At 45.8% G+C, this 21,560-nt stretch carries 17 protein-coding genes and 2 tRNA genes; 14 read left to right on the forward strand and 5 right to left on the reverse strand.

Annotated features, from left to right (window positions below; genetic code table 11):
- The first annotated feature begins 38 nt into the window (after positions 1–38).
- The 3 genes from KNP00_RS04340 to KNP00_RS04350 all read left to right on the forward strand — a co-directional run bounded on the left by KNP00_RS04340 (position 39) and on the right by KNP00_RS04350 (position 2,935).
- Positions 39–1,382, forward strand: coding sequence for a DEAD/DEAH box helicase (locus KNP00_RS04340; RefSeq protein ID WP_215142588.1), 1,344 nt, complete (start codon positions 39–41; stop codon positions 1,380–1,382).
- A gap of 80 nt (positions 1,383–1,462) precedes the next feature.
- Positions 1,463–2,365 carry a deoxyribonuclease IV gene (locus KNP00_RS04345; RefSeq protein ID WP_215142788.1) on the forward strand — a complete coding sequence of 301 codons (903 nt, stop codon included), beginning with the start codon at positions 1,463–1,465 and terminating at the stop codon, positions 2,363–2,365.
- Positions 2,366–2,368: 3 nt separating this feature from the next.
- Positions 2,369–2,935 carry a hypothetical protein gene (locus KNP00_RS04350; RefSeq protein WP_215142589.1) on the forward strand — a complete coding sequence of 189 codons (567 nt, stop codon included), beginning with the start codon at positions 2,369–2,371 and terminating at the stop codon, positions 2,933–2,935.
- A 31-nt stretch (positions 2,936–2,966) separates the two neighbouring features.
- On the opposite strand, the gene KNP00_RS04355 is transcribed toward KNP00_RS04350, so the two are convergent.
- The 3 genes from KNP00_RS04355 to KNP00_RS04365 form a co-directional block, all read right to left on the reverse strand.
- Positions 2,967–3,137: a DUF1427 family protein gene (locus KNP00_RS04355; protein ID WP_012726630.1), complete on the reverse strand. Its 171-nt coding sequence runs from the start codon at positions 3,135–3,137 to the stop codon at positions 2,967–2,969.
- Positions 3,138–3,231: 94 nt separating this feature from the next.
- The gene (locus tag KNP00_RS04360) at positions 3,232–5,397 is read right to left on the reverse strand and encodes an RNA degradosome polyphosphate kinase (RefSeq protein WP_215142590.1); all 2,166 of its coding nucleotides are present in this window, start codon (positions 5,395–5,397) and stop codon (positions 3,232–3,234) included.
- Positions 5,398–5,399: 2 nt separating this feature from the next.
- A complete protein-coding gene (locus KNP00_RS04365; protein ID WP_215142591.1) occupies positions 5,400–6,929 on the reverse strand; it encodes a Ppx/GppA family phosphatase in 1,530 nt (509 codons plus the stop codon).
- Positions 6,930–7,116: 187 nt separating this feature from the next.
- On the opposite strand from KNP00_RS04365, the gene KNP00_RS04370 reads away from it, so the two are divergent.
- The 4 genes from KNP00_RS04370 to KNP00_RS04385 are packed head-to-tail and all read left to right on the forward strand — an operon-like array spanning position 7,117 to position 10,568.
- A complete protein-coding gene (locus KNP00_RS04370; RefSeq protein WP_215142592.1) occupies positions 7,117–7,878 on the forward strand; it encodes a metal ABC transporter ATP-binding protein in 762 nt (253 codons plus the stop codon).
- Positions 7,875–8,723, forward strand: a complete 849-nt coding sequence (locus KNP00_RS04375) for a metal ABC transporter permease (protein ID WP_215142594.1) — start codon at positions 7,875–7,877, stop codon at positions 8,721–8,723. Before KNP00_RS04370 ends, KNP00_RS04375 begins: the two co-directional genes overlap by 4 nt.
- A 1-nt stretch (position 8,724) precedes the next feature.
- Positions 8,725–9,135 carry a Fur family transcriptional regulator gene (locus KNP00_RS04380; protein ID WP_215142595.1) on the forward strand — a complete coding sequence of 137 codons (411 nt, stop codon included), beginning with the start codon at positions 8,725–8,727 and terminating at the stop codon, positions 9,133–9,135.
- A gap of 47 nt (positions 9,136–9,182) precedes the next feature.
- Positions 9,183–10,568 carry an NAD(P)H-hydrate dehydratase gene (locus tag KNP00_RS04385; RefSeq protein ID WP_215142598.1) on the forward strand — a complete coding sequence of 462 codons (1,386 nt, stop codon included), beginning with the start codon at positions 9,183–9,185 and terminating at the stop codon, positions 10,566–10,568.
- Between the two features lie 33 nt (positions 10,569–10,601).
- Here KNP00_RS04385 and KNP00_RS04390 read toward each other — a convergent pair whose 3' ends face one another.
- Positions 10,602–11,186: a hypothetical protein gene (locus KNP00_RS04390; RefSeq protein ID WP_215142600.1), complete on the reverse strand. Its 585-nt coding sequence runs from the start codon at positions 11,184–11,186 to the stop codon at positions 10,602–10,604.
- A 75-nt stretch (positions 11,187–11,261) separates the two neighbouring features.
- Positions 11,262–12,383, reverse strand: coding sequence for a flavodoxin-dependent (E)-4-hydroxy-3-methylbut-2-enyl-diphosphate synthase (gene ispG / locus KNP00_RS04395; RefSeq protein ID WP_215142603.1), 1,122 nt, complete (start codon positions 12,381–12,383; stop codon positions 11,262–11,264).
- 212 nt (positions 12,384–12,595) lie between these two features.
- Here ispG and KNP00_RS04400 point away from each other — a divergent pair, with 212 nt between their 5' ends.
- The 7 genes from KNP00_RS04400 to KNP00_RS04430 all read left to right on the forward strand — a co-directional run bounded on the left by KNP00_RS04400 (position 12,596) and on the right by KNP00_RS04430 (position 21,446).
- A complete protein-coding gene (locus KNP00_RS04400) occupies positions 12,596–14,287 on the forward strand; it encodes a methyl-accepting chemotaxis protein (protein WP_215142605.1) in 1,692 nt (563 codons plus the stop codon).
- A 655-nt stretch (positions 14,288–14,942) separates the two neighbouring features.
- Positions 14,943–16,586 carry a Na/Pi cotransporter family protein gene (locus tag KNP00_RS04405; RefSeq protein WP_215142607.1) on the forward strand — a complete coding sequence of 548 codons (1,644 nt, stop codon included), beginning with the start codon at positions 14,943–14,945 and terminating at the stop codon, positions 16,584–16,586.
- A gap of 205 nt (positions 16,587–16,791) precedes the next feature.
- Positions 16,792–16,865: transfer RNA gene (locus tag KNP00_RS04410), tRNA-Met, on the forward strand.
- A 7-nt stretch (positions 16,866–16,872) separates the two neighbouring features.
- Positions 16,873–16,946 (forward strand) — tRNA-Ile (locus KNP00_RS04415).
- Positions 16,947–17,059: 113 nt separating this feature from the next.
- The gene (locus tag KNP00_RS04420) at positions 17,060–18,532 is read left to right on the forward strand and encodes an alpha-amylase (protein WP_215142609.1); all 1,473 of its coding nucleotides are present in this window, start codon (positions 17,060–17,062) and stop codon (positions 18,530–18,532) included.
- A gap of 84 nt (positions 18,533–18,616) precedes the next feature.
- Entirely contained in the window at positions 18,617–19,225 is a 609-nt protein-coding gene (locus KNP00_RS04425; RefSeq protein ID WP_215142611.1) for a superoxide dismutase, read from the forward strand.
- A 157-nt stretch (positions 19,226–19,382) separates the two neighbouring features.
- Positions 19,383–21,446: a peptidoglycan D,D-transpeptidase FtsI family protein gene (locus KNP00_RS04430; protein WP_215142612.1), complete on the forward strand. Its 2,064-nt coding sequence runs from the start codon at positions 19,383–19,385 to the stop codon at positions 21,444–21,446.
- The last annotated feature ends 114 nt before the right edge of the window (positions 21,447–21,560 follow it).

The raw sequence follows: 21,560 nt of genomic DNA on the forward strand, positions 1-21,560 counted from the left end.
ATGCTAGGAAAAGTGGAAAGAAACAGGAGGTGTATCGATTGAACAGCTTCCAACAGTTCAAATTGCTACCGTTTATGGTTGATGCGTTAACAGAAAAACGCATTACGAAACCGACCGATATACAAGCCCGGATTATTCCGGCTGCCTTGAATGGTCGAGATATTATTGGAAAATCACAGACAGGAACGGGTAAAACGCTTGCGTTCTTGTTACCGATCGTCGAAGCGATCAATCCAGAAGAAGCTTCGGTCCAGGCAATCGTTGTCGCACCGACACGCGAGCTCGCTTGGCAAATTCACGAGGAATTGAAATCGATTCTAGTGAAAAACCCGGATTACATCAAATCTAGTCTGATTGTCGGTGGGACAGACCGCGAACGTCAAATCGATAAGATGAAAAACCCACCACAACTCATCATCGGGACACCAGGACGTATCCTTGATTTGATGAAGGCACAGGCATTGTTCCCACACAAAGTGACACACTTTGTCGTCGATGAAGCCGATCAAATGCTCGATATGGGATTCTTGCCAGAAGTCGACCGCATTGCGCAGTCGCTTCCTGAAAAACTGCAGACGATGGTCTTCTCGGCTACGATTCCAGAGAACCTTGAGCCGTTCCTGAAGAAGTATCTTCACGATCCACGCTTTGCAGAAGCGAGTCCTGAGCATCGCGTCGCACCTAAAATCAAACACCATGTCATCCCGGTGCGTCACCGTGACCGGAAGGAACTGACTGTCGAGGTTGCGAAGGCGATCAATCCGTTCGTTTGTCTCGTGTTCACGAACACGAAACAAGAGGCAGATGAACTAGAGGCGTCGTTCCGTGAGGCGGGGTTAAATGTCGGCACACTACATGGTGATATGCAGGCACGTCGTCGCAAGCAAGCCATCAAAGATATTAACGGAGCGAAATATCAATACGTGATCGCTACGGATTTGGCAGCTCGTGGAATCGATATTTCCGGCGTATCTCACGTCATCAATCACGGCATCCCGAAAGATCTTGATTTCTATACGCACCGTGTCGGTCGTACCGGTCGTGCGGGCGCTTCAGGTGAGGCATATACGCTATACGAGGACCATGAAAACGGACCGATCAATCGTCTCGAAGAGCGTGGGTTCGAATTTACACACGTTGACCTTAGAAACGGTTCGATCCAACCGATCAAGACTCGTCGCCGTCGCCAAACAGACCGCAAAATGAAGGTCTCGCATACGGCACATAGCCGTATGGCCGGTGAGATTAAAAAGGCTAAGAAAAAAGTGAAGCCTGGCTATAAGAAGAAGTTCAAGTATAAGTTGAAAGAGACTGCTTCACGTGAGCATATGCAACAACAGCGCTCGGATCGCCGGGCCGCACGTAAGAAGAACAAACGTTAAATCTGAAAGAATCGACTTCTTGGAGTCGGTTCTTCTTTTTGTGTAAACTAAAGAAAGAAGCATATGAAGGGAAGATGATGATGTTAAAAATAGGTTCACACGTTTCGGTATCAGGTAAAAAAATGTTATTAGCGGGTAGTGAAGAAGCCGTTTCATACGGAGCGAATACGATGATGGTATATACCGGTGCACCCCAAAATACACGACGTAAGCCAATTGAAGATTTGAATATTGAGGCGGCACTCCAGCATATGGCTGCACACGATATCGAGGAGATTGTCGTTCATGCCCCGTATATTATTAACCTCGGAAACACGACGAAGCCGGAGACGTTTGAACTCGCCGTTTCCTTTTTGACGCAGGAACTTGAACGGGCAGAAGCGCTCCAAGTGGCACGCCATGTCGTCCTTCACCCAGGCGCTCATGTCGGTGCGGGAGAAGAGGTTGGTCTCGCTCGAATCATCGAAGGACTCAATGAAGTATTGACGGGCAATGAACAAGTCAAGATTGCACTTGAGACGATGGCTGGGAAAGGAAGCGAACTCGGTAAGACGTTTGAAGAACTGGCGACCATCATTGACGGGGTGACGCACAATGAGCGTTTGTCTGTCTGTTTTGATACGTGTCACGTTCACGACGCCGGGTACGATTTAGTCGGTGATTTAGATGGTGTCATCGAACAATTCGATCGCATCGTCGGACTCGACCGTCTCGGTGTCATTCACGTGAACGACTCGAAGAATGTACGTGGGGCGAAAAAGGACCGTCATGAAAACATTGGCTACGGAGAGATTGGTTTCGATACGTTAAATCGAATCATTCACCACGAAGCATTTGCACATCTTCCAAAAATATTAGAGACACCGTATATCCCAATCAGCGAAAAAACAAAAGTGGCACCATACAAGCAAGAAATTGAGATGTTCCGCGCTAATCAATTTGATTCGGAGTGGCGTGAACGCTTCACGCTGTCTCATCAGTAAACGATGGCAATCCTTCAGATTGACCCAAAGCTCTACGATGTCTGGAACGCGTTCCCGACCTACTTCCTTGAACAGAGTCCACTTTATGTGAAAGGGGCGGTGACGACACCGACCGTATTCATCGAAGTGCTCGGGCATGGGATTGTGGCGGAGGCAGAAGTGTTGTTAGAGGAAAAGATTGAGCGACCTGACGATCCATATTGGCTCGGAGAAGAGGAAGAAGGAGAGACCACGTATAGCCTGGTCGATTTACTCCAACTTCACTTCCATCATCCTCTTTTAAAAAGTGGGATGTATGAGGAAGGTGAATCGTACGAGTCGATTCAAAAAAAGTGGAGGGACGGCTATCACGTACCATCGTCGAAATGGACGAAAGAGACATATGAAGCGCATTTGTTTCAGGAGAAACATGTCTTATATGCTCCGGTGACAACATGCTCTGTTTGTGACATCGACCTTTTCGAGCGTTACGGGAACGATGCATTGAAACTGATGGAGTATCATTTGCAGGACGGCCGAGGAATTTGGGTTTGCCCTACCTGTCATAAGGCGCTTCATGTACTAGACTAAAAAACGATGCCCGAGAAGAGGGCATCGTTTTTTAGAATGGCCAGTTCGCCACGGCGAACTGGTAAACTTTCATTCCGAGGAAGACCCCGAAAATACCGACAACCCCTGGAAGTACTGGTGGGGCCGGGAGCGGTAATTTGAGCGCTGTAAAAATCGCACCACAAATCAAACCGGCAAGTAATGATAATAAAATTTCCTGCATGTATAATTCCTCCGTCTCTTAATCATGAAAGCGTTTTATAAAGAGTTGACCGAATTCATTATACAATGACTTTGTGCATTTGAGAAGTCTAACATCAGTCATCTGTCATTTTCTCATTCTCTGCTCGAAGACGAAGCACTTCACGTTCTGCCCAATTTGAAGGCTCCCGCTCGAATACGCTCGGAATATTGTTCCATCGCCCTCCCGTGTATTGATGAATGATGATTTGAGACTGGATTTCGTCTTCTTTGTTTCCGCGTTTCACATACGTATACCGACCGTCGGAACGTTGTCTTCTCGCCTTGACGTTATCAACCAGTTGAAGCGCCATCATATCTTTGATATATGTCTTATGCGATGGATCGAGGATGGGGAAGAGGATCTCGATTCGTTTCTTCATATTCCTCGTCATCCAGTCTGCTGAAGAACAATACAAGTCTTCATTCCCATTTTGATAAAAATAGAAGATTCTCGAATGTTCGAGATAGCGGTCGATGATCGAGACGACTTGAATGTTCTCGGATACTCCTTTGATTCCTGGTCTCAAACAACAGATGCCTCGTACAATCAAGTCAATCTTCACCCCGGCCGAGGAGGCATCATACAATTTCGTGATGATGGCCCGATCTGTAATCGAGTTCATTTTTGCGACAATCCGACCATTTCCATACTTTTCATGCAATTTAATCTCATCTTCGATTTTTTGAATGAAGAAATGTTTCATATCGTCAGGGGACGTCTCGAACTGATGCCAAGAAGGTCTCTCTCCGTATCCTGATAACCAGTTAAAAAAGTTTGTCGCATCTTCTGCGAGTTCCTCGTTCGTAGTGAGAAGCCCGATATCCGTATACAGTTTGGCGGTCGTATCATTATAGTTTCCGGTCCCTAGATGAACGAAACGTTGGAGCACGCCACCCTCTAATATTCGAACGACGAGCGTGATCTTTGAATGAGTTTTGAGTTCTTTATAACCATAAATCACGTGAGCACCAGCTTTTTCAAGTTGCTTCGCCCATTGAATATTTTTTTCTTCATCAAAGCGTGCTTTCAGTTCAACGAGCACGGTCACTTGTTTACCGCTCTCGGCCGCATCGGTCAATGCCTTGATAATAGGGGAGTCCCCTGAGACGCGATAGAGTGTCTGTTTAATGGCAAGTACATTCGGGTCCTTGGCGGCTTGTGCGATGAATCGGACAACTGGGTCGAACGAGTGGTACGGGTGATGGAGCAAGTAATCCTGTTTGGCGATACTTTGGAATAAATCTTTACCGGACTCGAGTCCCTCCGGAATGAATGGAATCAACGTCTCATTGATCATGTCGTCATACTCTATGCCAATCTGACTATATATTCCAAATAAGAATGTCAGGTCAATCGGACCATCGACGATGAAAATGTCACGGTCTTGCAAATCGAGGACATCTTGGAGCATGAACAACAGCTCTTTTCGTAATGAGCGTTGTTGCACTTCGAGGCGGATGCCCACCCCATAACGTCGTTTTTTTAGTTCTTTCTCGATTTGTTTCAAAACGTCGCGACTGTCCTCCTCGTGGAAAGGCATATCCGCGTTACGAGTGATTCGGAACGGCATCGTCGATTCGACGACAAACCCTTTAAAGAGCGAATCGATGAACTGGATAATCAAGTCCTCGAGCAAGATTAAATCCGTATGTTCCTCTTCATCCGTAGGCAGTTCAAGATAACGGGGGAGGACGGATGGTACTTGGACGAGGGCGAGTCGTTTTTTACCTTCGCCATTTGAAGCAATTTCAACTGCGATATTCAATGACTTTGATAAGAGCATGGGAAACGGACGATATGCATCGACCGCTATCGGAGTTAGAACCGGAAATACATGTGTCCGGAAATACTCTTTCACGAAATCTAGTTGCGTGTGATTTAAATGCTTCGTTCGTAAAAAACGAACGTTTTGATTCGACAGTTGTTTCGTGATTTTTTTATATGTTGCATATTGGATCTCGACGAGTTCTTGAGCCCGCATTGAAATGGCTTTAATTTGTTGTTTCGGTGTGAGTCCGGTCTTGTCCTCTGGACGGTTGAATCCGGCGAGCACTTCATCTTTCAACCCACCGACACGCACCATATAAAACTCATCAAGGTTCGAACTGAAAATCGCCAAAAACTTCAATCGTTCCATCAATGGGGTCCGGTCATCCATAGCTTCTTGAAGAACGCGTTCATTGAAATCGAGCCAACTTAGTTCACGATTATTAAAGTGCTCATATAAATAATCGGTCATCGTTATTCCTCCTTGCTGAAGATGATGTCAATCGATTGATCGATCGCACGCTCCAAATGTTTTTTATGTCGTGTGCTTCGCTGTAACTCAAAACGAGCAGGTCCATTCGTATCGAGTGAGATTGTAAGTCCATCTTTCGAACGAGACACGTGAACATCTGTAACGATTTGGCGCTCTGTCAAATCGAGGGCGTCAACGAGTTTGACGATGGAACCGAGCAATTCAAGACTTCTCAACAGTTTTTGGTCAAACCACTTTGGAAAAGCCTCGATATGTTGTTCTAACACGCGTTTTGACTTGAATGATGTGACGAGTGCAAGGGCGAGTCGGTCTTCATTGTTTAATCCCTTGAAGTCATTGGTGGTGATTAAATGAAAAGTGTGGTCACTTTTATTGTTATGGTCAATATATTCACCTACGTAGGCGAGGCGGCAAGCCCCTTCGAGGAGACCGGGTTCGAACGGTCTTGGTTTGATTGCCTTCTCTTCGATCAGCCCGGTATATAGTTGACGGGCAAGCCGAATCAAGTGTTGGTGTCGGACTGGATTGACGTCATATTGTTTTTCAAAATGCCGAAAACTTTCTTCTTTGACATCGGCAAAGCGAATTTTATCGTGCTCATGCAAATAATTCTCATAGAACAATCCTTCTCGAAGTCCGTTGTTACTCATCGTGAACTCAGGAACTTTTAAATATTTGGCGAGTTCCCCGATTGCCGTGACGGCCGGTGCGATGATGTCGACACGGTCTTTTGAGAGGCCGTCCAGGCGACCGAGTTGTTTAGACGACATACCGACGAGCTCATCGACGACCTCCTCTAATTGCTCGGCAGAGATCGTGTATTGATGGATTCCCTCGAGCGGGAAGCTCGACATGGTCTGCTCGACGCGCACTAAGTTACGGGCCGTCCCACCGACACCGACAAGGGGGACACCATGTGGCTCTAGCCATTCAATTTCTTTGAACGCCTTCTTTAAGTAAGAGATCAAAGCCTTCCTTTCGTCTTTCGTCATCGTTTCATCTTTCATGAACTCCTTCGTCAACGTCACGGCACCGAATGGAAAACTGTGATAGAAGACAAGTTCTCGATTTTGAAAGTATGTGACCTCCATTGACCCACCACCAATATCGACCGAATATCCATCTTCGATATATGTGGAATTGACGATGGCGGAGTATCCATAAAATGCTTCCTCGTAATCGCTTAACAATCGGATGGTCATTCCTGTCGACTGCTTGACGTTCTTCAAAATCTCCTCTGAATTGTTCGCATTACGAATGGCTGCCGTCGCAACGGGAAGAACATCCGTAACGGCATGATGGTCATTCAACTCTTTGAAGTGACGTAACGTCTCGATAAGTGAAGCAATCCCTTCCTCGGTCATTTCGTTCGAATCACTAATATGACTGGACAAGCGAGCGACTTCCTTCACATTTAAACGTTCAAAATATTGTCCCTGTCCATTCACTTCAAAGATGACATTTCGAATCGAGTTCGACCCGATATCAATAACCGCAAGTTTCTTTGTCATAATACCATCCCTTTCATAATTCTAGTGTAATCGACAAAGTTTTGAACGAACATATGATTTACGTGATTTTTAATATTTGATTCGATGAAAAAGGTCTCACTTGAAGGTATACTAGTTATTCTGTATAATACAGACGCCTAGAAAGTAGAAATGATTACGATTTATTAAATGAGAGAAGGGATAATACATGATGTCATCCGTCGTGAAACTAAATGATGTATCTTATTCATATGATGGGACAGCAGCGTTAACAGACGTATCGATTGATATTCGACGAGGTGAGTTTGTTGCGATCGTTGGCGATAACGGTTCGGGAAAATCAACCATGACCCGTCTCATTCTTGGGTTATTAAAACCGAAGCATGGGACAGTCGAGCTGTTCGGGAAACCGATCTCACAGTTTAAAGATAAGTCTCGTATCAGTTACGTTTCCCAAAAAGCAGCGTCATTTAACTCGGGCTTTCCCGTCACAGTAGAAGAAGTAGTGGCGATGGGAAGGTATGGACGTCTCGGTTTGTTCAAACGATTGAAAACTGAAGATCGGTCTGCGATTAGACGAGCACTCGAAACGGTGAATATGTGGGACTTCCGACATCGGAAAATTGGTGATCTATCCGGTGGTCAGCAACAACGTGTCTTCATTGCAAGGGCGATGGTCAATCAACCCGACTTATTGATTTTGGATGAACCGACTGTAGGGGTTGACCAAAAGCACCTTAAAGATTTTTATGACGTGTTACATTTACTGAGAGAGCAAACGTCGTGCACATTCATTCTTGTCACGCATGATTTAAACGTTGTGACGAACCTCGTCACGAAAGTGATTCATCTCGACCGTGGTAGTCTAGCCTGTGATTGCGGGTTAAAAGAATATAGCGAAATTGACCAACTCGCTCCGTCCATCAGACCTTACCCGGTGAAGGTGCTCATTCATGAGGAGACGACATGATTGTTGATTTATGGAACTATAGTTTTTTACGTTATGCGTTTATTGCAGCAATCGTCATCGGATTCACCGCTCCTTTAATCGGTTCATTTGTTGTTGTGAGACGAATGAGCTTGATTGCCGACGCCCTGTCACACGTAACGCTTGCCGGTATATCATTCAGTTTATTTCTTGGGCAATACGTTGCCTTGTTCGCTGATTTAAACCCGCTTTATATGGGTACGTTTATTTCAGTGCTCGCTGCGCTCAGCCTCAATTGGTTACGCGGGAAATATATTCACTTCCAAGAGTTGTCCATCCCGATCATGATGTCTGCGGGAATGGGGCTTAGTGCAATCTTCATATCACTCTCAAGAGGGTTTTCTATCGATTTATCGTCACTGTTATTTGGATCGATCTCTGCGGTGAGCCAATCCGATATCATGTTGATTGTCGGTGTGGCACTTGTCACCGTGATTGTCATACTCATCTTTTACAAACAGTTGTTATTTTTGTCATTCGATGAGGAGCAGGCAAAAGTATCTGGATTACCGAGCACGATGCTCCACATCTTGTTTATGTTCATCGTGTCGCTTGTCATTGCTGTCAGCATGCGGATTGTTGGGACGCTTCTCGTATCGAGCTTGATTACGTTACCGGTCGCTGCCGCGTTACGGTTCACTTCGAGCTTCAAGCAGACGATTCTTTGGGCCGTCATCTTTGGGGAAGTCGCAACGATCGGAGGGCTTCTTTTCGCATATGAACTTGATGTTGCGCCAGGCGGGGTGATCGTGTTGATCGCTGTTGGAATTTTAGCAACTGTTATGACGTTTGAAAGAATGATAAGCTTTAGAAAAAAGGAGGTATAACATGAATGAGACAGAACAACTGAACCGTCTTCGGGCGTCGTCTTTGAAAGTCACCCCGAAACGTCTTGAAATGTATGCCTTTCTCTCTGAAGAAGACCGTTACATTAGTGCGAAAGAAGTACTCGATTACATGCGGGCGAAGCATCCGACGATGAGTTTTGACACGGTCTACCGTAACCTCAAGTCGTTTGCCGAGGAAGGATTGCTCGAAGCGACAGAACTCGATGGAGAGAAAGCGTTTCGAGTCACATGTGGCACCTCGCACCACCATCATCATCTGATTTGTCGTAGCTGCGGAAAAACAAGACTTCTCGACTTATGTCCAATGAGTTACGTGAAAACGATTGATCCTGAGTTTGAAGTCGTCGATCATAAGTTTGAGGTATATGGATATTGTAAGTCTTGTATGTAAAAGGATTGAATGAATTCAATCCTTTTTGTATTGAAAGGGGAGATCTGATGATTTATACAGCTGAAGAAATCAAACAGATTGATCAAAAAGCTATGCAACAAGGCATGCCGGGAGCGGTATTGATGGAACGAGCCGCATCGGCAATCGTACCTCATATAAAGATAGCGCCTTCAACGGTCTTAGTTGTTTGTGGTACGGGTAACAATGGTGGTGACGGCTGGGTCATCGCAAGAGAGCTTGCTATGCAAGGCCATCAAGTGAGCGTCTGGTCGCCGCTCGGGGAAAGCAAGTCTGAATCAGCCGCAACTCACTCGGCCTATGCTTCGTCGTTTGTTCAAAGCGTCGAGCAGCCGATCAAGTCGGACGTCATCATCGATGCGTTGTTTGGAGTCGGATTGACAGGACCGGTGACAGGTAAAGCAAGAGATGTGATTGAATGGATGAATCGACAGGTGAGTCCCGTCATCTCGATAGATGTCCCTTCAGGAATGCCGAGTGATCATGCTCGTGAGTTTGACGGACTCGCTGTCGAGGCCACAACGACCTATTCATTACATGGATATAAACGTACGGCCTTTTTGAATCGTACAGCGCCGTACTATGGAAAAGTTGAGCGGATAGACATCGGCCTTCCGCATACGTCAGATTGGAACGTCCTGACCGAATCTGACTTTGACCGCTCCCTTTTAGAGCGGGACCGATTCAGTCACAAGACAGATTATGGTCATGGCATCCTCATCGGCGGGAGTCGTCATTTACTCGGTGCACCTTTTTTAGCGGCCCGTGCGGCACTGCGTTCAGGAGTCGGACTGTTGCACGTATCCATCCCTCACGAAGCGAGCCCGCTCATGGCGACATTACCTGAAGCCATGTATTCTCGCCATACCGACGTTTTGGAGCAATCGTTTGATGCGATTGCCATCGGACCGGGAATGGTGGACGGTGAGGAGATGAAATCGATTTGGCAACAAGTGAGTCGTCAGTCGTGTCCGGTCATTGCAGACGCCGGAGCAATTTCGTTGAGACGTCTTGAGACGAGGGGACCGCTCACACTCACGCCGCATCCTGGTGAGTTCTCTAGATTGAGCGGTAAATCGGTCGAAGAAATCGAAGCAGACCGTTTCACAATTGCTTCCGAGTTCGCGCAACAGCACCGCATCCATTTAGTGCTGAAAGGAACTTATACACTCATCGTCAAGCCGGATGGAACGGGTGCCGTCAATACGGTTGAAGCCTCTGCTTTGGCGAAAGGTGGGAGTGGCGATGTATTGACCGGGATCATCCTTGCACTTTGGGCAAGAAGAAAGCGAGTACAATCACCGAATGAACAAGCTGTCTTATGGCATGCGCTCGCTGCCAAATCAATCGGTCACAACATACATCATGCGAGCGTACTCGCCAGCGATGTAATTGAAGAACTCGGACGTATATGAAAAGGCAACCCCGATTTGCATCGGGATTGCCTTTTAGCGTTGTTGTAGAACGATTTGGTTCTCCATTTGCGCGACATGATGATGCGCCTCACGCCATGTTGATATACGGGTCACCCCTTCAGGTAGTGTCTTGCGATTATAAGGGGCATCGAACAAAAGGACCGGGATCGATGTTTCTTCATGAATCGAAATCGCATTCTCATATCGATCTTCCATGAACAGCTCGAGTGCCAAGTCCTTGACGACGCTGATTTTATCGTGGGAACCGGTCATGACCAATGAATCAAGGGGAAGGCGGTGATGCTTGATCCATTCTTCCGTAACCGGTCGAACCGCTTCGCTTCGGGCGGTCACATAATGAAGGTGGTGCTGCCGTTTCAACTCCCATAACACATCGAATACATCGGAGTGCGGAAGGGAGCGGCGGTAAATGGCTTCCTCGTGTCCCTTTTCAATCATGAACTTCCAAAATTCATGCTGCTCCATCGTCGTGTACGTGTGCAACTCGTACTCGGTCGCACGATGATAGTCAATCGAATAGCCGAGTGATTCATTCATATATAGAAAACAACTTTTAGGGTCTGTAACCGTTCCGTCCAAATCAATGCCGATTCGCATCTCGTCACTCCTCCTCACATGCCCTCTATTCTACCAAAAACCCGTACGGTTGCAACCGTACGGGAGTGAGACTCATTAATTTGATTGATTTGCGAGTTCCTGCTCTTCGCGCTCACGTTCAGCCATTTTTTCGGCAGCGATTGCGTCGATTTCTTTTTTCAGTTCCTCGACCATCGTCGCTTCCGGGACCTTCCGGATAATTTTACCGTGACGGAAGAGAAGACCTTCATTGCGGGCACCGGCGATTCCGATGTCGGCTTCACGAGCCTCACCAGGTCCGTTTACCGCACAACCGAGAACAGCGACTTTAATGTTGACGTTAATATTTTGGATATAGTCCTCTACTTCTTTTGCAATCGAAATCAAGTCGATTTCGATTCGCCCACATGTCGGGCAAGAAATGAGTGTCGCAGCATTCGCTGCGAGTCCGAACGACTTGAGCACCTCTTTAGCAACTTTCACTTCTTCGACCGGGTCGTCTGAGAGCGAGACACGAACCGTTGAACCGATCCCAAGCGATAGGATTGCACCGAGTCCGGCCGCGGATTTAAGTGAACCGGAGAAGAGTGGACCCGATTCTGTGATTCCGACATGAAGTGGGTAGTCGAACGTTTTCGCAGCGAGCGTGTACGCTTCAAGGGCAAGGTTCACGTCTGAAGCTTTGAGGGAGATGATCGTGTTATAGAAACCGAGGTCCTCGAGAATCTTCACGTGGTGCATCGCACTCTCGACCATACCTTGTGCGGTCGGATAGCCATACTTTTCAAGGAATTGTTTTTCGAGTGATCCGGCGTTGACACCGATTCGAATCGGGATTCCTTTTGCTTTCGCCGCGTTGACGACGGCCTCTACCTTTTCACGACGCCCGATGTTACCCGGATTGATTCGAATCTTATCGACACCACTCTCAATGGCTTTTAAAGCGAGCTTGTAGTCGAAGTGAATGTCGACAACGAGCGGGATATTGATGCGGCTCTTGATTTCTGCTAGTGCGTCAGCTGCACGTTCGTCTGGACATGCCACGCGAACGACTTGGCAACCAGCCTCCTCAAGACGTTTGATTTCGGCGACTGTCGCCTCAACGTCATGAGTTTTAGTTGTTGTCATAGATTGAATAACGACTTCATCTGATCCCCCGATAATCAAGTTACCGACACGAATCGGACGAGTTAATGAACGATGCAAAATTTCTGACATATACGTAATCTCCTTCTTTTGGAAAGAATCCAATCGATTTAAGATGATGCGGTTTCTTCATTATCATAACGAAAAGAATGTGAAAAAGCATCTAGGATGCGTAGGCGATGTGTTCTCTTTACAAACTATAACGTTATCTTAACATCTACTTCATAATTTTCCACCGTCTCAAGACCGATATAGAGGCGAGATTAAAAAAGAGGTGATGTATAGTGAAGTGGAACTTCAAACGAAATCACGACAAAAAAGAAAAACAGCAAGGCAAACACTACAAAATGGCGCATCGTCTTCAATGGACACTCATGCCGCTGATCTTGCTCGTCTTTTCACTCACATTCGGTTGGTTCGCAATCAAGTCTGAACAATTGTTAGTAGCAGAGATTGAAGAACGTCTTAAAAGAGAGGTCACGGTAATGAGGGAATCGATCAAAACCTCTTACAGTGCCTATGTTGCAAACGAGAAACAACTCAATCGTTCGTTAAAATCATCATACATGCAACAAGCTTCAATTTTATCGGGGGATGAGATTGAGGCCGCCCAATTCCTTGTGAATGAACAGTCAGTCGAGCAGTTGACAGGGAAACAAGGTATGAAAGTAGAGCGTTTGATGGAAGACGTGTCTGGCGGCTCAGCGTTACAAATGAAGGAAACAGAACAGTTATTGATTGCGTCGATACCAATACCTGAACTAAAGGCTGATTACGTTCTCGTCGTCACGAAAGAATCTGTTCTCGGACCGATGAGTGAGTTGAGGAAGTATACTGTTTATATCTTACTGATTGCCATGATTGGAATGACCTTACTGTTTACACGTTTGATTCACCGTGAAGTCAAACCGCTGAGCATTTTGGCCGATTCGTTACGTCGCGCCGTCGAATCACGTCGTTTCGACGATGTGGCGCTCAAGGCAAGGTCGAAGGAAATACATATGTTAGAAAAAGAGTTTAATTCCTTCATTCTACTATGGAATCAATCCATGGCGATGATGGGAAAAACCGCAACTGCGTTTAATGACAGCTTGCCTGTCTTCAAACAAGAACTGGTAAACAGTCATCAGCAAGTAGCACAGTTCCGTGAAGTGGCGGCGACCGTCGAACAGACGAGTCAATCGTATCAATCATTTACGACAGGGTCCGCGTCCAAGATGAAAGAGGTCACTACGCAAATCCACATGCTCGAGAATCAAATCGTAAGTGTGGAAGAGCGAGGCGACCGTTTGAAATCGATTTTGTATGAAGAGCTACAATCTTTCTCATCAGTCAAAGAAGTAAGTGACTATGTCGAGCGTCAAATCGAGTCTATTCAACAGAAGTTGATGGAGAGTGAGAAAAATTCAACGAAAGCAGACACGGCACTAAAGCATATTCTATCTGTTTCCGCCTCCACGAAAATGTTGTCGTTAAACGCCTCGATCGAAGCTGCTCGTGCAGGTGAACACGGAAAAGGTTTTGCAGTCGTGGCCCACGAAGTCGGGAACTTAGCGAAAATGACGAATGAAGCAACCCTTCTTGCTGTCTCAGCGATTGAAGCATTACATTCCGAGCGAACGGAGTTATTGTTCGAGGTGAACGATTTCGTAAATGAAATTCATCGTCTGAAAGAGACGGTTCATCGGGTAGAAGACGGGATCGAGACAATCGACCACGAAATAAAGGTTCAGTTAGACGAGTTTCAGACAATTACAAATCATACATCGGATACAGGTAGACAGCTTGTGGACATGATGGAATCAAATGAACAGTTACGAGAAATCAGTTCTTTATTAGAGAGAAAATTACTTGAACTGAATGACGGAGTTGATCGCTGGTCAGTCGCTCAACTTTCTCTTCAGTCAGCTGGAACGCACTTAGGAGACCAAAGCGAGGAATTGAATCGGACGCTACGTGATTTATCACCAAAATAAAATCAACGCCGAACGGTCATACCGACGTTCGGCGTTGATTTTTTTTAGGGATAAGCATAAGAGGATAGGTCACATAAACGAACCCGATCATGAATCCGATTATCCAGAGGGAAGCGTTCACGTGATAGATGGTGATCGATAGGAGAGTCGGTACAAATGTCATGGACACGGTGTATGGCCATGCTTGACGATAAGCCCACATTTTCATTGTGTAGAGTTTTGTAAAGAGCTGAACATATAACGAAACAATGGCGACCAATAGTAAATAAAAAAAGAAGATGGCAAACCCGTGTAAAAGCAACCACATCGGAATGAAGAAATCAGGTTGTATTACGAAAAAGTCTAAAGCAGTGACAAGCAACGTCAATACGATCGTCGCACCCATATATGCATGAAGTGGGGCGAGCCGCAGACGTAAAACACCTTTAGTCGGAAAAAGACTTGTTCGAAGAAATGTGATAACGCTGGATAACATCATGAAAACCCCAATCTGTTCTAGTACAAAATTGATAAAAGAATTAAAAATAGTACAGTACTTTAATAAAACTTTTACATAAAACGTGTTTACATGGACATACCGATGAAGGCATAATGAGTAAGGCATTAAAAACCAAGCAAATCCAACCAATTCTTAATTAAAAGGAGTACAAAAATCGTGGAATACAATTTGCAAGAAATGTTATTCATGTTTTTTGGAGGTCTAGGGATCTTCCTATTCGGTATCAAATCAATGGGAGACGGGCTCCAAAAGTCTGCAGGTAATCGTCTGCGAGACATCCTTGATAAGTATACAACGAATCCATTCCTCGGTGTACTCGCCGGGATTATCGTTACAATTTTGATTCAATCATCTTCAGGTACGACCGTAATCACAGTCGGGCTAGTCAGCGCTGGTTTCATGACACTCCGTCAAGCGATCGGAGTCATCATGGGGGCGAACATCGGTACAACGGTAACGGCATTCATCATCGGGTTCGATGTCGGTGAGTATTCACTCCCGATGATCGCAGTCGGTGCGGTCTTACTTTTCTTCTTTAAAAAAGAACGTTATCAACATCTTGGACAAGTCGTCTTCGGGCTTGGTGCATTGTTCTATGGACTAGAATTGATGGGAGACGGGATGCGCCCGCTTCGTTCAAGTGAGTATTTCATCGACTTGACACAATCAATGAGTGACAATCCGTTCCTCGGTGTCATTGTAGGTACAGTCTTTACAGTCATCGTCCAATCATCATCCGCAACAATCGGAATCCTGCAAGAACTTTATGCAGGAGGTTCAATCGAGTTGGGTGCCGCTTTGCCGGTATTGTTCGGAGACAACATCGGTACGACAATCACGGCCATTTTAGCTTCAATCGGTGCATCGGTCGCCGCACGTCGGGCAGCAGCAGCTCACGTCATCTTCAACTTGATCGGGACGACGATTTTCTTACTATTGTTAATTCCGTTCACGAATTATATTTATTGGGTTACAGAACTGTTGTCAATCGAAGATAAGATGCAAATCGCATTCGCACACGGAACGTTCAACATCGTCAACACATTCATTCAGTTTTGGTTCATCGGGACGATTGCTTGGATTGTGACGAAGTTGGTACCGGGTGAAGATTCAATCGTTGACACGAAAGCACAACACTTGGATCCAATCTTCATTCAACAGTCACCATCGATTGCAGTGGAGCAGGCGAAATATGAAGTCATCCGCATGGGTGATTTTGCAAAACTCGGCCTTGATGAAGCACGTAACTATTTAACATCAGGTGACAAGAAACACTCAGAGAAATCAGCGCACATTGAAGAGGCGTTGAACTCATTAAACGCAAAAATTACAGATTATCTCGTGAAATTGGCTGCAGTTGATTTGACAGAGCAAGAGTCTCAAGAGCACAAGACGCTCATGCATGCCATCAACGATATCGAACGAATCGGTGACCACGTTGAAAACATCATCGAGTTGATTGATTATAAGACAGCTACGAAAGTGTCTCTTTCACCGGAAGCTCAAAAAGAATTGACTGAAATGTACGACCTTACACGTGAAACGCTTGAGAAATCACTTCAAACGTTAGCGAGCGGCGATATGGTCGAAGCGCGTAAAGTCATTGAGATGGAAGCGAAGCTTGACATGCTAGAGCGTCAATTCCGTAAAAACCACGTCGTTCGTCTAAACACTGGTGCATGTGATGGACAAGCAGGCATGTTCTTCGTCGATATGCTCTCGAACCTTGAGCGAATCGGTGATCATGCGATGAATATCACAGAAATTACGCTTGAAGATGCAAACGAAATGACAGTATAAAATTTAGTTCTTTCATTGTTAACGAACCAGGTCGCATCACGGGACCTGGTTCGTCTTTTTATCCAGTTGATTCTTCACAATTATAATTGAGGGAATACCCTACGCTAACTGACTTGTCGTGACGCATACGTATGGCTCAACGAGTTCAATGATCATCCTTGACACACTTGAGTATATTCAGTATATTATTACTGTATAACAACGAGGCGGTGTAGCTCAGCTGGCTAGAGCGTACGGTTCATACCCGTGAGGTCGTGGGTTCGACTCCCTCCGCCGCTATTTATAAGGACCCTTAGCTCAGCTGGTTAGAGCAGACGGCTCATAACCGTCCGGTCGTAGGTTCAAGTCCTACAGGGTCCATTTCATGGCGACTTCACTTTGTGAAAGTCGCTTTTTTGTTTTCAATAATTCCATCATGGGTAAATAGTCGTTAGCATTTTATTTTTTGAAAAATATGAAATGAGGCGAACGAGATGGAACGAAATCACACCATGATGCAGTTTTTTGAATGGCACGTCGAAGCAGATCATAAACATTGGAAGCGTCTGAAAGAGAGAGCAGATGATTTGAATAAGGCAGGAATCACCGCCCTTTGGCTACCACCGGTGACGAAAGGATTGAGCGGCGATGATACCGGCTATGGGGTTTATGACCTATATGATTTAGGCGAGTTCGACCAGAAAGGTTCAATCGCTACGAAATATGGGACGAAGGAAGAGCTGCTCGAAGCGACATCCTACTGCCAACAAGAACTCGGGATGCAAATTTATATGGATGTGGTTTTGAATCATAAAGCCGGGGCAGATGCGACGGAGACGTTCGACGTTTTGGAGGTGGACCCGAATGACCGAACGAACGTACTGTCCGAAGAGCCGTTTGAAATTGAGGGATGGACAAAGTTTGATTTTGACGCACGGAAAGGAAAATACTCTTCATTTAAATGGGATTTTACCCACTTCAATGGAACGGATTACGATGCGGCGACTGATCGTTCCGCCATATTCTTTATCCTTGGGGAAGATAAGCGATGGAATGACAATGTGGATGATGAGTTCGGTGTATATGATTATTTAATGTTTGCTAACATCGATTACCATCATCCAGATGTGCGTGAGGAAGTATTGAATTGGGGAAAATGGTTCATCGAGGAGACGAAATGTGACGGCTTTCGATTGGATGCGATTAAACATATCAATTATGACTTTGTAAAAGAGTTCAGCCAATCGATGCAAGAAGAGAAAGGAGATCATTTTTATTTTGTCGGTGAATTTTGGAAATCCGACCTTGATGCGTGTCGGGAGTTTCTTGACAACATCGACTATCACGTCGATTTGTTTGATGTGCCACTTCATTACAACCTACATCGTGCGTCTCAAGAGGGAGCCTCATTTGATATGCGAACGATCTTTGATGACACCCTTGTCCAGTCCCACCCACTTCATGCAGTCACATTCGTGGACAATCACGACTCACAGCCAGAGGAAGCACTAGAGTCATGGGTAGACGACTGGTTCAAACAAATTGCATACGGGCTCGTCTTATTACGTAAAGATGGATACCCATGTGTCTTTTATGGAGATTATTACGGAATCGATGGACCGCATCCGACAGACGGGATGAAACTTGCGATTGACACACTTCTTTATGCCCGTCGAGAGAAAGCGTACGGGGAGCAGGATGACTACTTTGATGATGCAAACATCATTGGGTGGGTACGAAAAGGAGTGGAAGAAGTTGAACGTTCTGGGTGTGCCGTTTTGATTTCAACTTCTGATGAGGCTGAGAAGAAGATGTTCGTCGGAGAAGACCGTGCCGGAGAAGCGTGGGTAGATTTGACGAATACACTAGATGAAAAGATTATGATTGACGAAGAAGGATTTGGGGTATTTAAAGTGGCGGCAGGGTCGATTGCAGTGTGGGCATTGCCAGAAGAGGATGTCGAGTAAAGCATTACAATTGAGTCGACCTTCACAAATCTGTTACATTTAAGACGAACGTTGTTCAAAACAATCTTAAGGGGGATTTTAGTAATGGCTAAATTTGAATTACCACAACTTGATTACGCATACGATGCACTCGAACCACACATTGATGCACGCACGATGGAAATCCACCACACGAAACATCACAACACGTATGTGACGAACGTGAACAATGCACTCGAAGGGAAAGATGTGGAGTACTCTTCACTCGAAGACCTGCTTCAAAAAATCGATTCACTTCCTGCTGACATTCAAACGGCAGTCCGTAACAACGGTGGAGGCCACTGGAACCATTCATTCTTCTGGAAACTCTTGAAGAAAAACGAGAATGGCACACCATCTGGCGATCTCGCCACTGCAATCGATGAGGCGTTCGGTAGCTTCGATGCGTTCAAAGACGAGTTCACAAAAGCTGCGACAACTCGTTTCGGTTCTGGATGGGCGTGGCTCGTCGTGAAGAACGGAAAACTTGAAGTGACGTCTACACCAAACCAAGATTCACCGATCATGGAGGGTGTAACGCCGATTCTCGGACTTGACGTTTGGGAGCACGCTTATTACTTGAACTACCAAAACCGTCGCCCGGATTACATTAGCGCCTTCTTCCATGTGATCGATTGGGATTATGTGGCGAAGCTGTACGCTGACGCGAAGTAAGGTGTCACGACCCGAGACTCGAGATGAGTCTCGGGTTTTTTCGTGCTTTTCATTATTTTGTAAACAAATTATGATATAGTGAAAAACAGACAAAATGACAGGCTTTCCCCTGTCCTCTATATAATGAAAGAATTGAAAGTGGAAGGAGTCAACAGACTTGCCTAAAAATCGAGTAAACGTGCCAAAAAAACGGAGAAATCACTTGCCGTTACGTTTGAATTTGCTATTCTTCATCGTGTTCATTTTATTTGCGACACTTATTTTTCGGTTAGGTGTCGTTCAAATCGTCAATGGTGAGTTGATTGCTCGAGAAGTTCAAAAGACGGAGTCGAGTAAAATTAAATATGAAGTACCACGGGGAAAGATATATGATCGGAACGGTCAAGTGCTTGCGGATACCATCTCGAATTACTCGGTCATGTATCGTCGCTCACAGGTGACGAAAGCCGATGAACGCTTGGACGTTGCAAAAAAACTAGCAGAAATTATCGATCTCCCGAAAGAAGACCGTAAAATGACGGAGCGTGACCGAAAAGATTATTGGATTGCGACGAATGAAGAGATGGCCAAAGAGCGGCTTCAATCACTATTGGATGAGTTGCCAGATGATGAGCGGGCCGCGTTATCAAATCAAGAAGTGGACCGTCTATTGCTCGACTCGATTACAGAAGAAGAGATCACGTTTGATGATGCGACTGAAGAGATTGTCGCCATTAAACATAATATGGAGAGCGGTTATGCACTCGACCCGCAAGTCATTAAAATCGGGGCTAGCCCAAAAGAGATGGCGGTCATTGAAGAAAATTTAGAACTGTTACCTGGTGTAAGTGTTGAACCTTACTATCAGCGGGATTATCCGTATGATGAGACGTTCAAGAGTTTCTTAGGTAGTTATCGCCAAATCCCGGCTGAACAACGAGCATCCTACCAAGCAAAAGGATATGGGTTGAACGACCGGGTCGGTACGTCCTATCTAGAACAACAGTATGAAGATGTTCTTCGTGGTACCCCAGCGTATGATGTATTCACAACATATAAAGGGGAACCGGTCGGTGAACCGACGCGAGTGAGTGGGAACCCAGGAAAAGACATCGTCCTATCGACAGATATTGAGTTTCAAAAAGAGGTTGATGAGATTCTGAAAAAAGCCATTCGGGCAGGACGGTCTGGGAGTCCTCATTTTGATCGAGCGTTTGTCGTCGTGATGAATCCAAAAACGGGTGAGCTTCTCGCGCTTTCGGGACAGGAACTTGATTTAGAAACGAACGAGTTTAAAGATGTTTCGACCGGTACGGTGCTTCGCGCCAGCCAAATCGGATCGACCATCAAAGGGGCGACCGTCGCCTATGGATTTGAAGAAGGCGTCGTCAAACCTGGGGAAATCATTTATGATGCCCCGATTCGGATCGGGTCTTCCGTTAAAGCATCGTACCGCAACATGGGCAACATCAATGACCTAGACGCGCTCGCGATGTCATCAAACATTTATATGTTCCAAATCGCGTTGCGCCTAGCCGACTATTACTCGACCGGTCAAATTGTCGGGGAAAATGTCACGCAAGCGTTCGAGACGATGGAACACTACTATAAACAGTTCGGTCTCGGAATCGAGACGGGAATCGACTTGCCGTTTGAGTCTACCGGATTCCGAAGCGTTCCTGATCGTGTCACGCTCCTTATGGATATGTCGATCGGACAGTATATCTCGTATACGCCGATCCAACTGGCACAATATACGTCTGCACTGGCAAACGGAGGGTATCGTGTGCAACCGCACTTGCTAAAAGAAATCATTGAGCCAGGTTCGCTCGATGAGAACAATAAGCAAGTCGTCAGCACGTTCCAACCGAATGCGTTGAATAAAGTCGATATTCAGGACGAGTATATCGAGCGGGTTCGTGAAGGCTATCGTCAAGGGGTTGAATCGTCGTCTGGTTCATCTCGGATCTTGCAACAGACCGGGATGACGGCTGCAGGTAAAACCGGGACGGCCCAAGCAATCGCTGAAGGTGCTGACGGTCAGGCGAAACGAAACGCAAGTGGAGAACCGATTAAAACGCTCAACTCGAACCACGTCGGTTGGGCACCGTACGACGATCCTGAAATCGCATGGGCCATCATCATGCCAGGACTTGAGGCTGAAGGGGTCAACACACGTGTCGCCCATGATATCATGAAAGCTTATTTTGACTTAGAGGACGTAAATGCAATGCTTCAATGAGAGGAGTCACTTCGGTGACTTCTTTTTTTGTCTTTACAATTCTTTTACGTTCCGTTTATTTCTCGTTAATAGAAGTTCATTAGGATATTAATTGTAGGACAGAACAACAGATCC

The sequence above is a fragment of the Exiguobacterium qingdaonense genome (genome assembly GCF_018617855.1).
GTDB classification, from domain to species: Bacteria; Bacillota; Bacilli; order Exiguobacteriales; family Exiguobacteriaceae; genus Exiguobacterium; species Exiguobacterium qingdaonense.

What these genes read in the sequence shown, in the direction of transcription:
- KNP00_RS04345 (WP_215142788.1), top strand. Translation starts at nt 1,463, where the DNA reads ATGTTAAAAATAGGTTCACACGTTTCGGTATCAGGTAAAAAAATGTTA.
- KNP00_RS04350 (WP_215142589.1), top strand. Translation starts at nt 2,369, where the DNA reads ATGGCAATCCTTCAGATTGACCCAAAGCTCTACGATGTCTGGAACGCG.
- KNP00_RS04355 (WP_012726630.1), bottom strand. Translation starts at nt 3,137, where the DNA reads ATGCAGGAAATTTTATTATCATTACTTGCCGGTTTGATTTGTGGTGCG.
- KNP00_RS04360 (WP_215142590.1), bottom strand. Translation starts at nt 5,397, where the DNA reads ATGACCGATTATTTATATGAGCACTTTAATAATCGTGAACTAAGTTGG.
- KNP00_RS04365 (WP_215142591.1), bottom strand. Translation starts at nt 6,929, where the DNA reads ATGACAAAGAAACTTGCGGTTATTGATATCGGGTCGAACTCGATTCGA.
- KNP00_RS04370 (WP_215142592.1), top strand. Translation starts at nt 7,117, where the DNA reads ATGATGTCATCCGTCGTGAAACTAAATGATGTATCTTATTCATATGAT.
- KNP00_RS04375 (WP_215142594.1), top strand. Translation starts at nt 7,875, where the DNA reads ATGATTGTTGATTTATGGAACTATAGTTTTTTACGTTATGCGTTTATT.
- KNP00_RS04380 (WP_215142595.1), top strand. Translation starts at nt 8,725, where the DNA reads ATGAATGAGACAGAACAACTGAACCGTCTTCGGGCGTCGTCTTTGAAA.
- KNP00_RS04385 (WP_215142598.1), top strand. Translation starts at nt 9,183, where the DNA reads ATGATTTATACAGCTGAAGAAATCAAACAGATTGATCAAAAAGCTATG.
- KNP00_RS04390 (WP_215142600.1), bottom strand. Translation starts at nt 11,186, where the DNA reads ATGCGAATCGGCATTGATTTGGACGGAACGGTTACAGACCCTAAAAGT.
- ispG (WP_215142603.1), bottom strand. Translation starts at nt 12,383, where the DNA reads ATGTCAGAAATTTTGCATCGTTCATTAACTCGTCCGATTCGTGTCGGT.
- KNP00_RS04420 (WP_215142609.1), top strand. Translation starts at nt 17,060, where the DNA reads ATGGAACGAAATCACACCATGATGCAGTTTTTTGAATGGCACGTCGAA.
- KNP00_RS04425 (WP_215142611.1), top strand. Translation starts at nt 18,617, where the DNA reads ATGGCTAAATTTGAATTACCACAACTTGATTACGCATACGATGCACTC.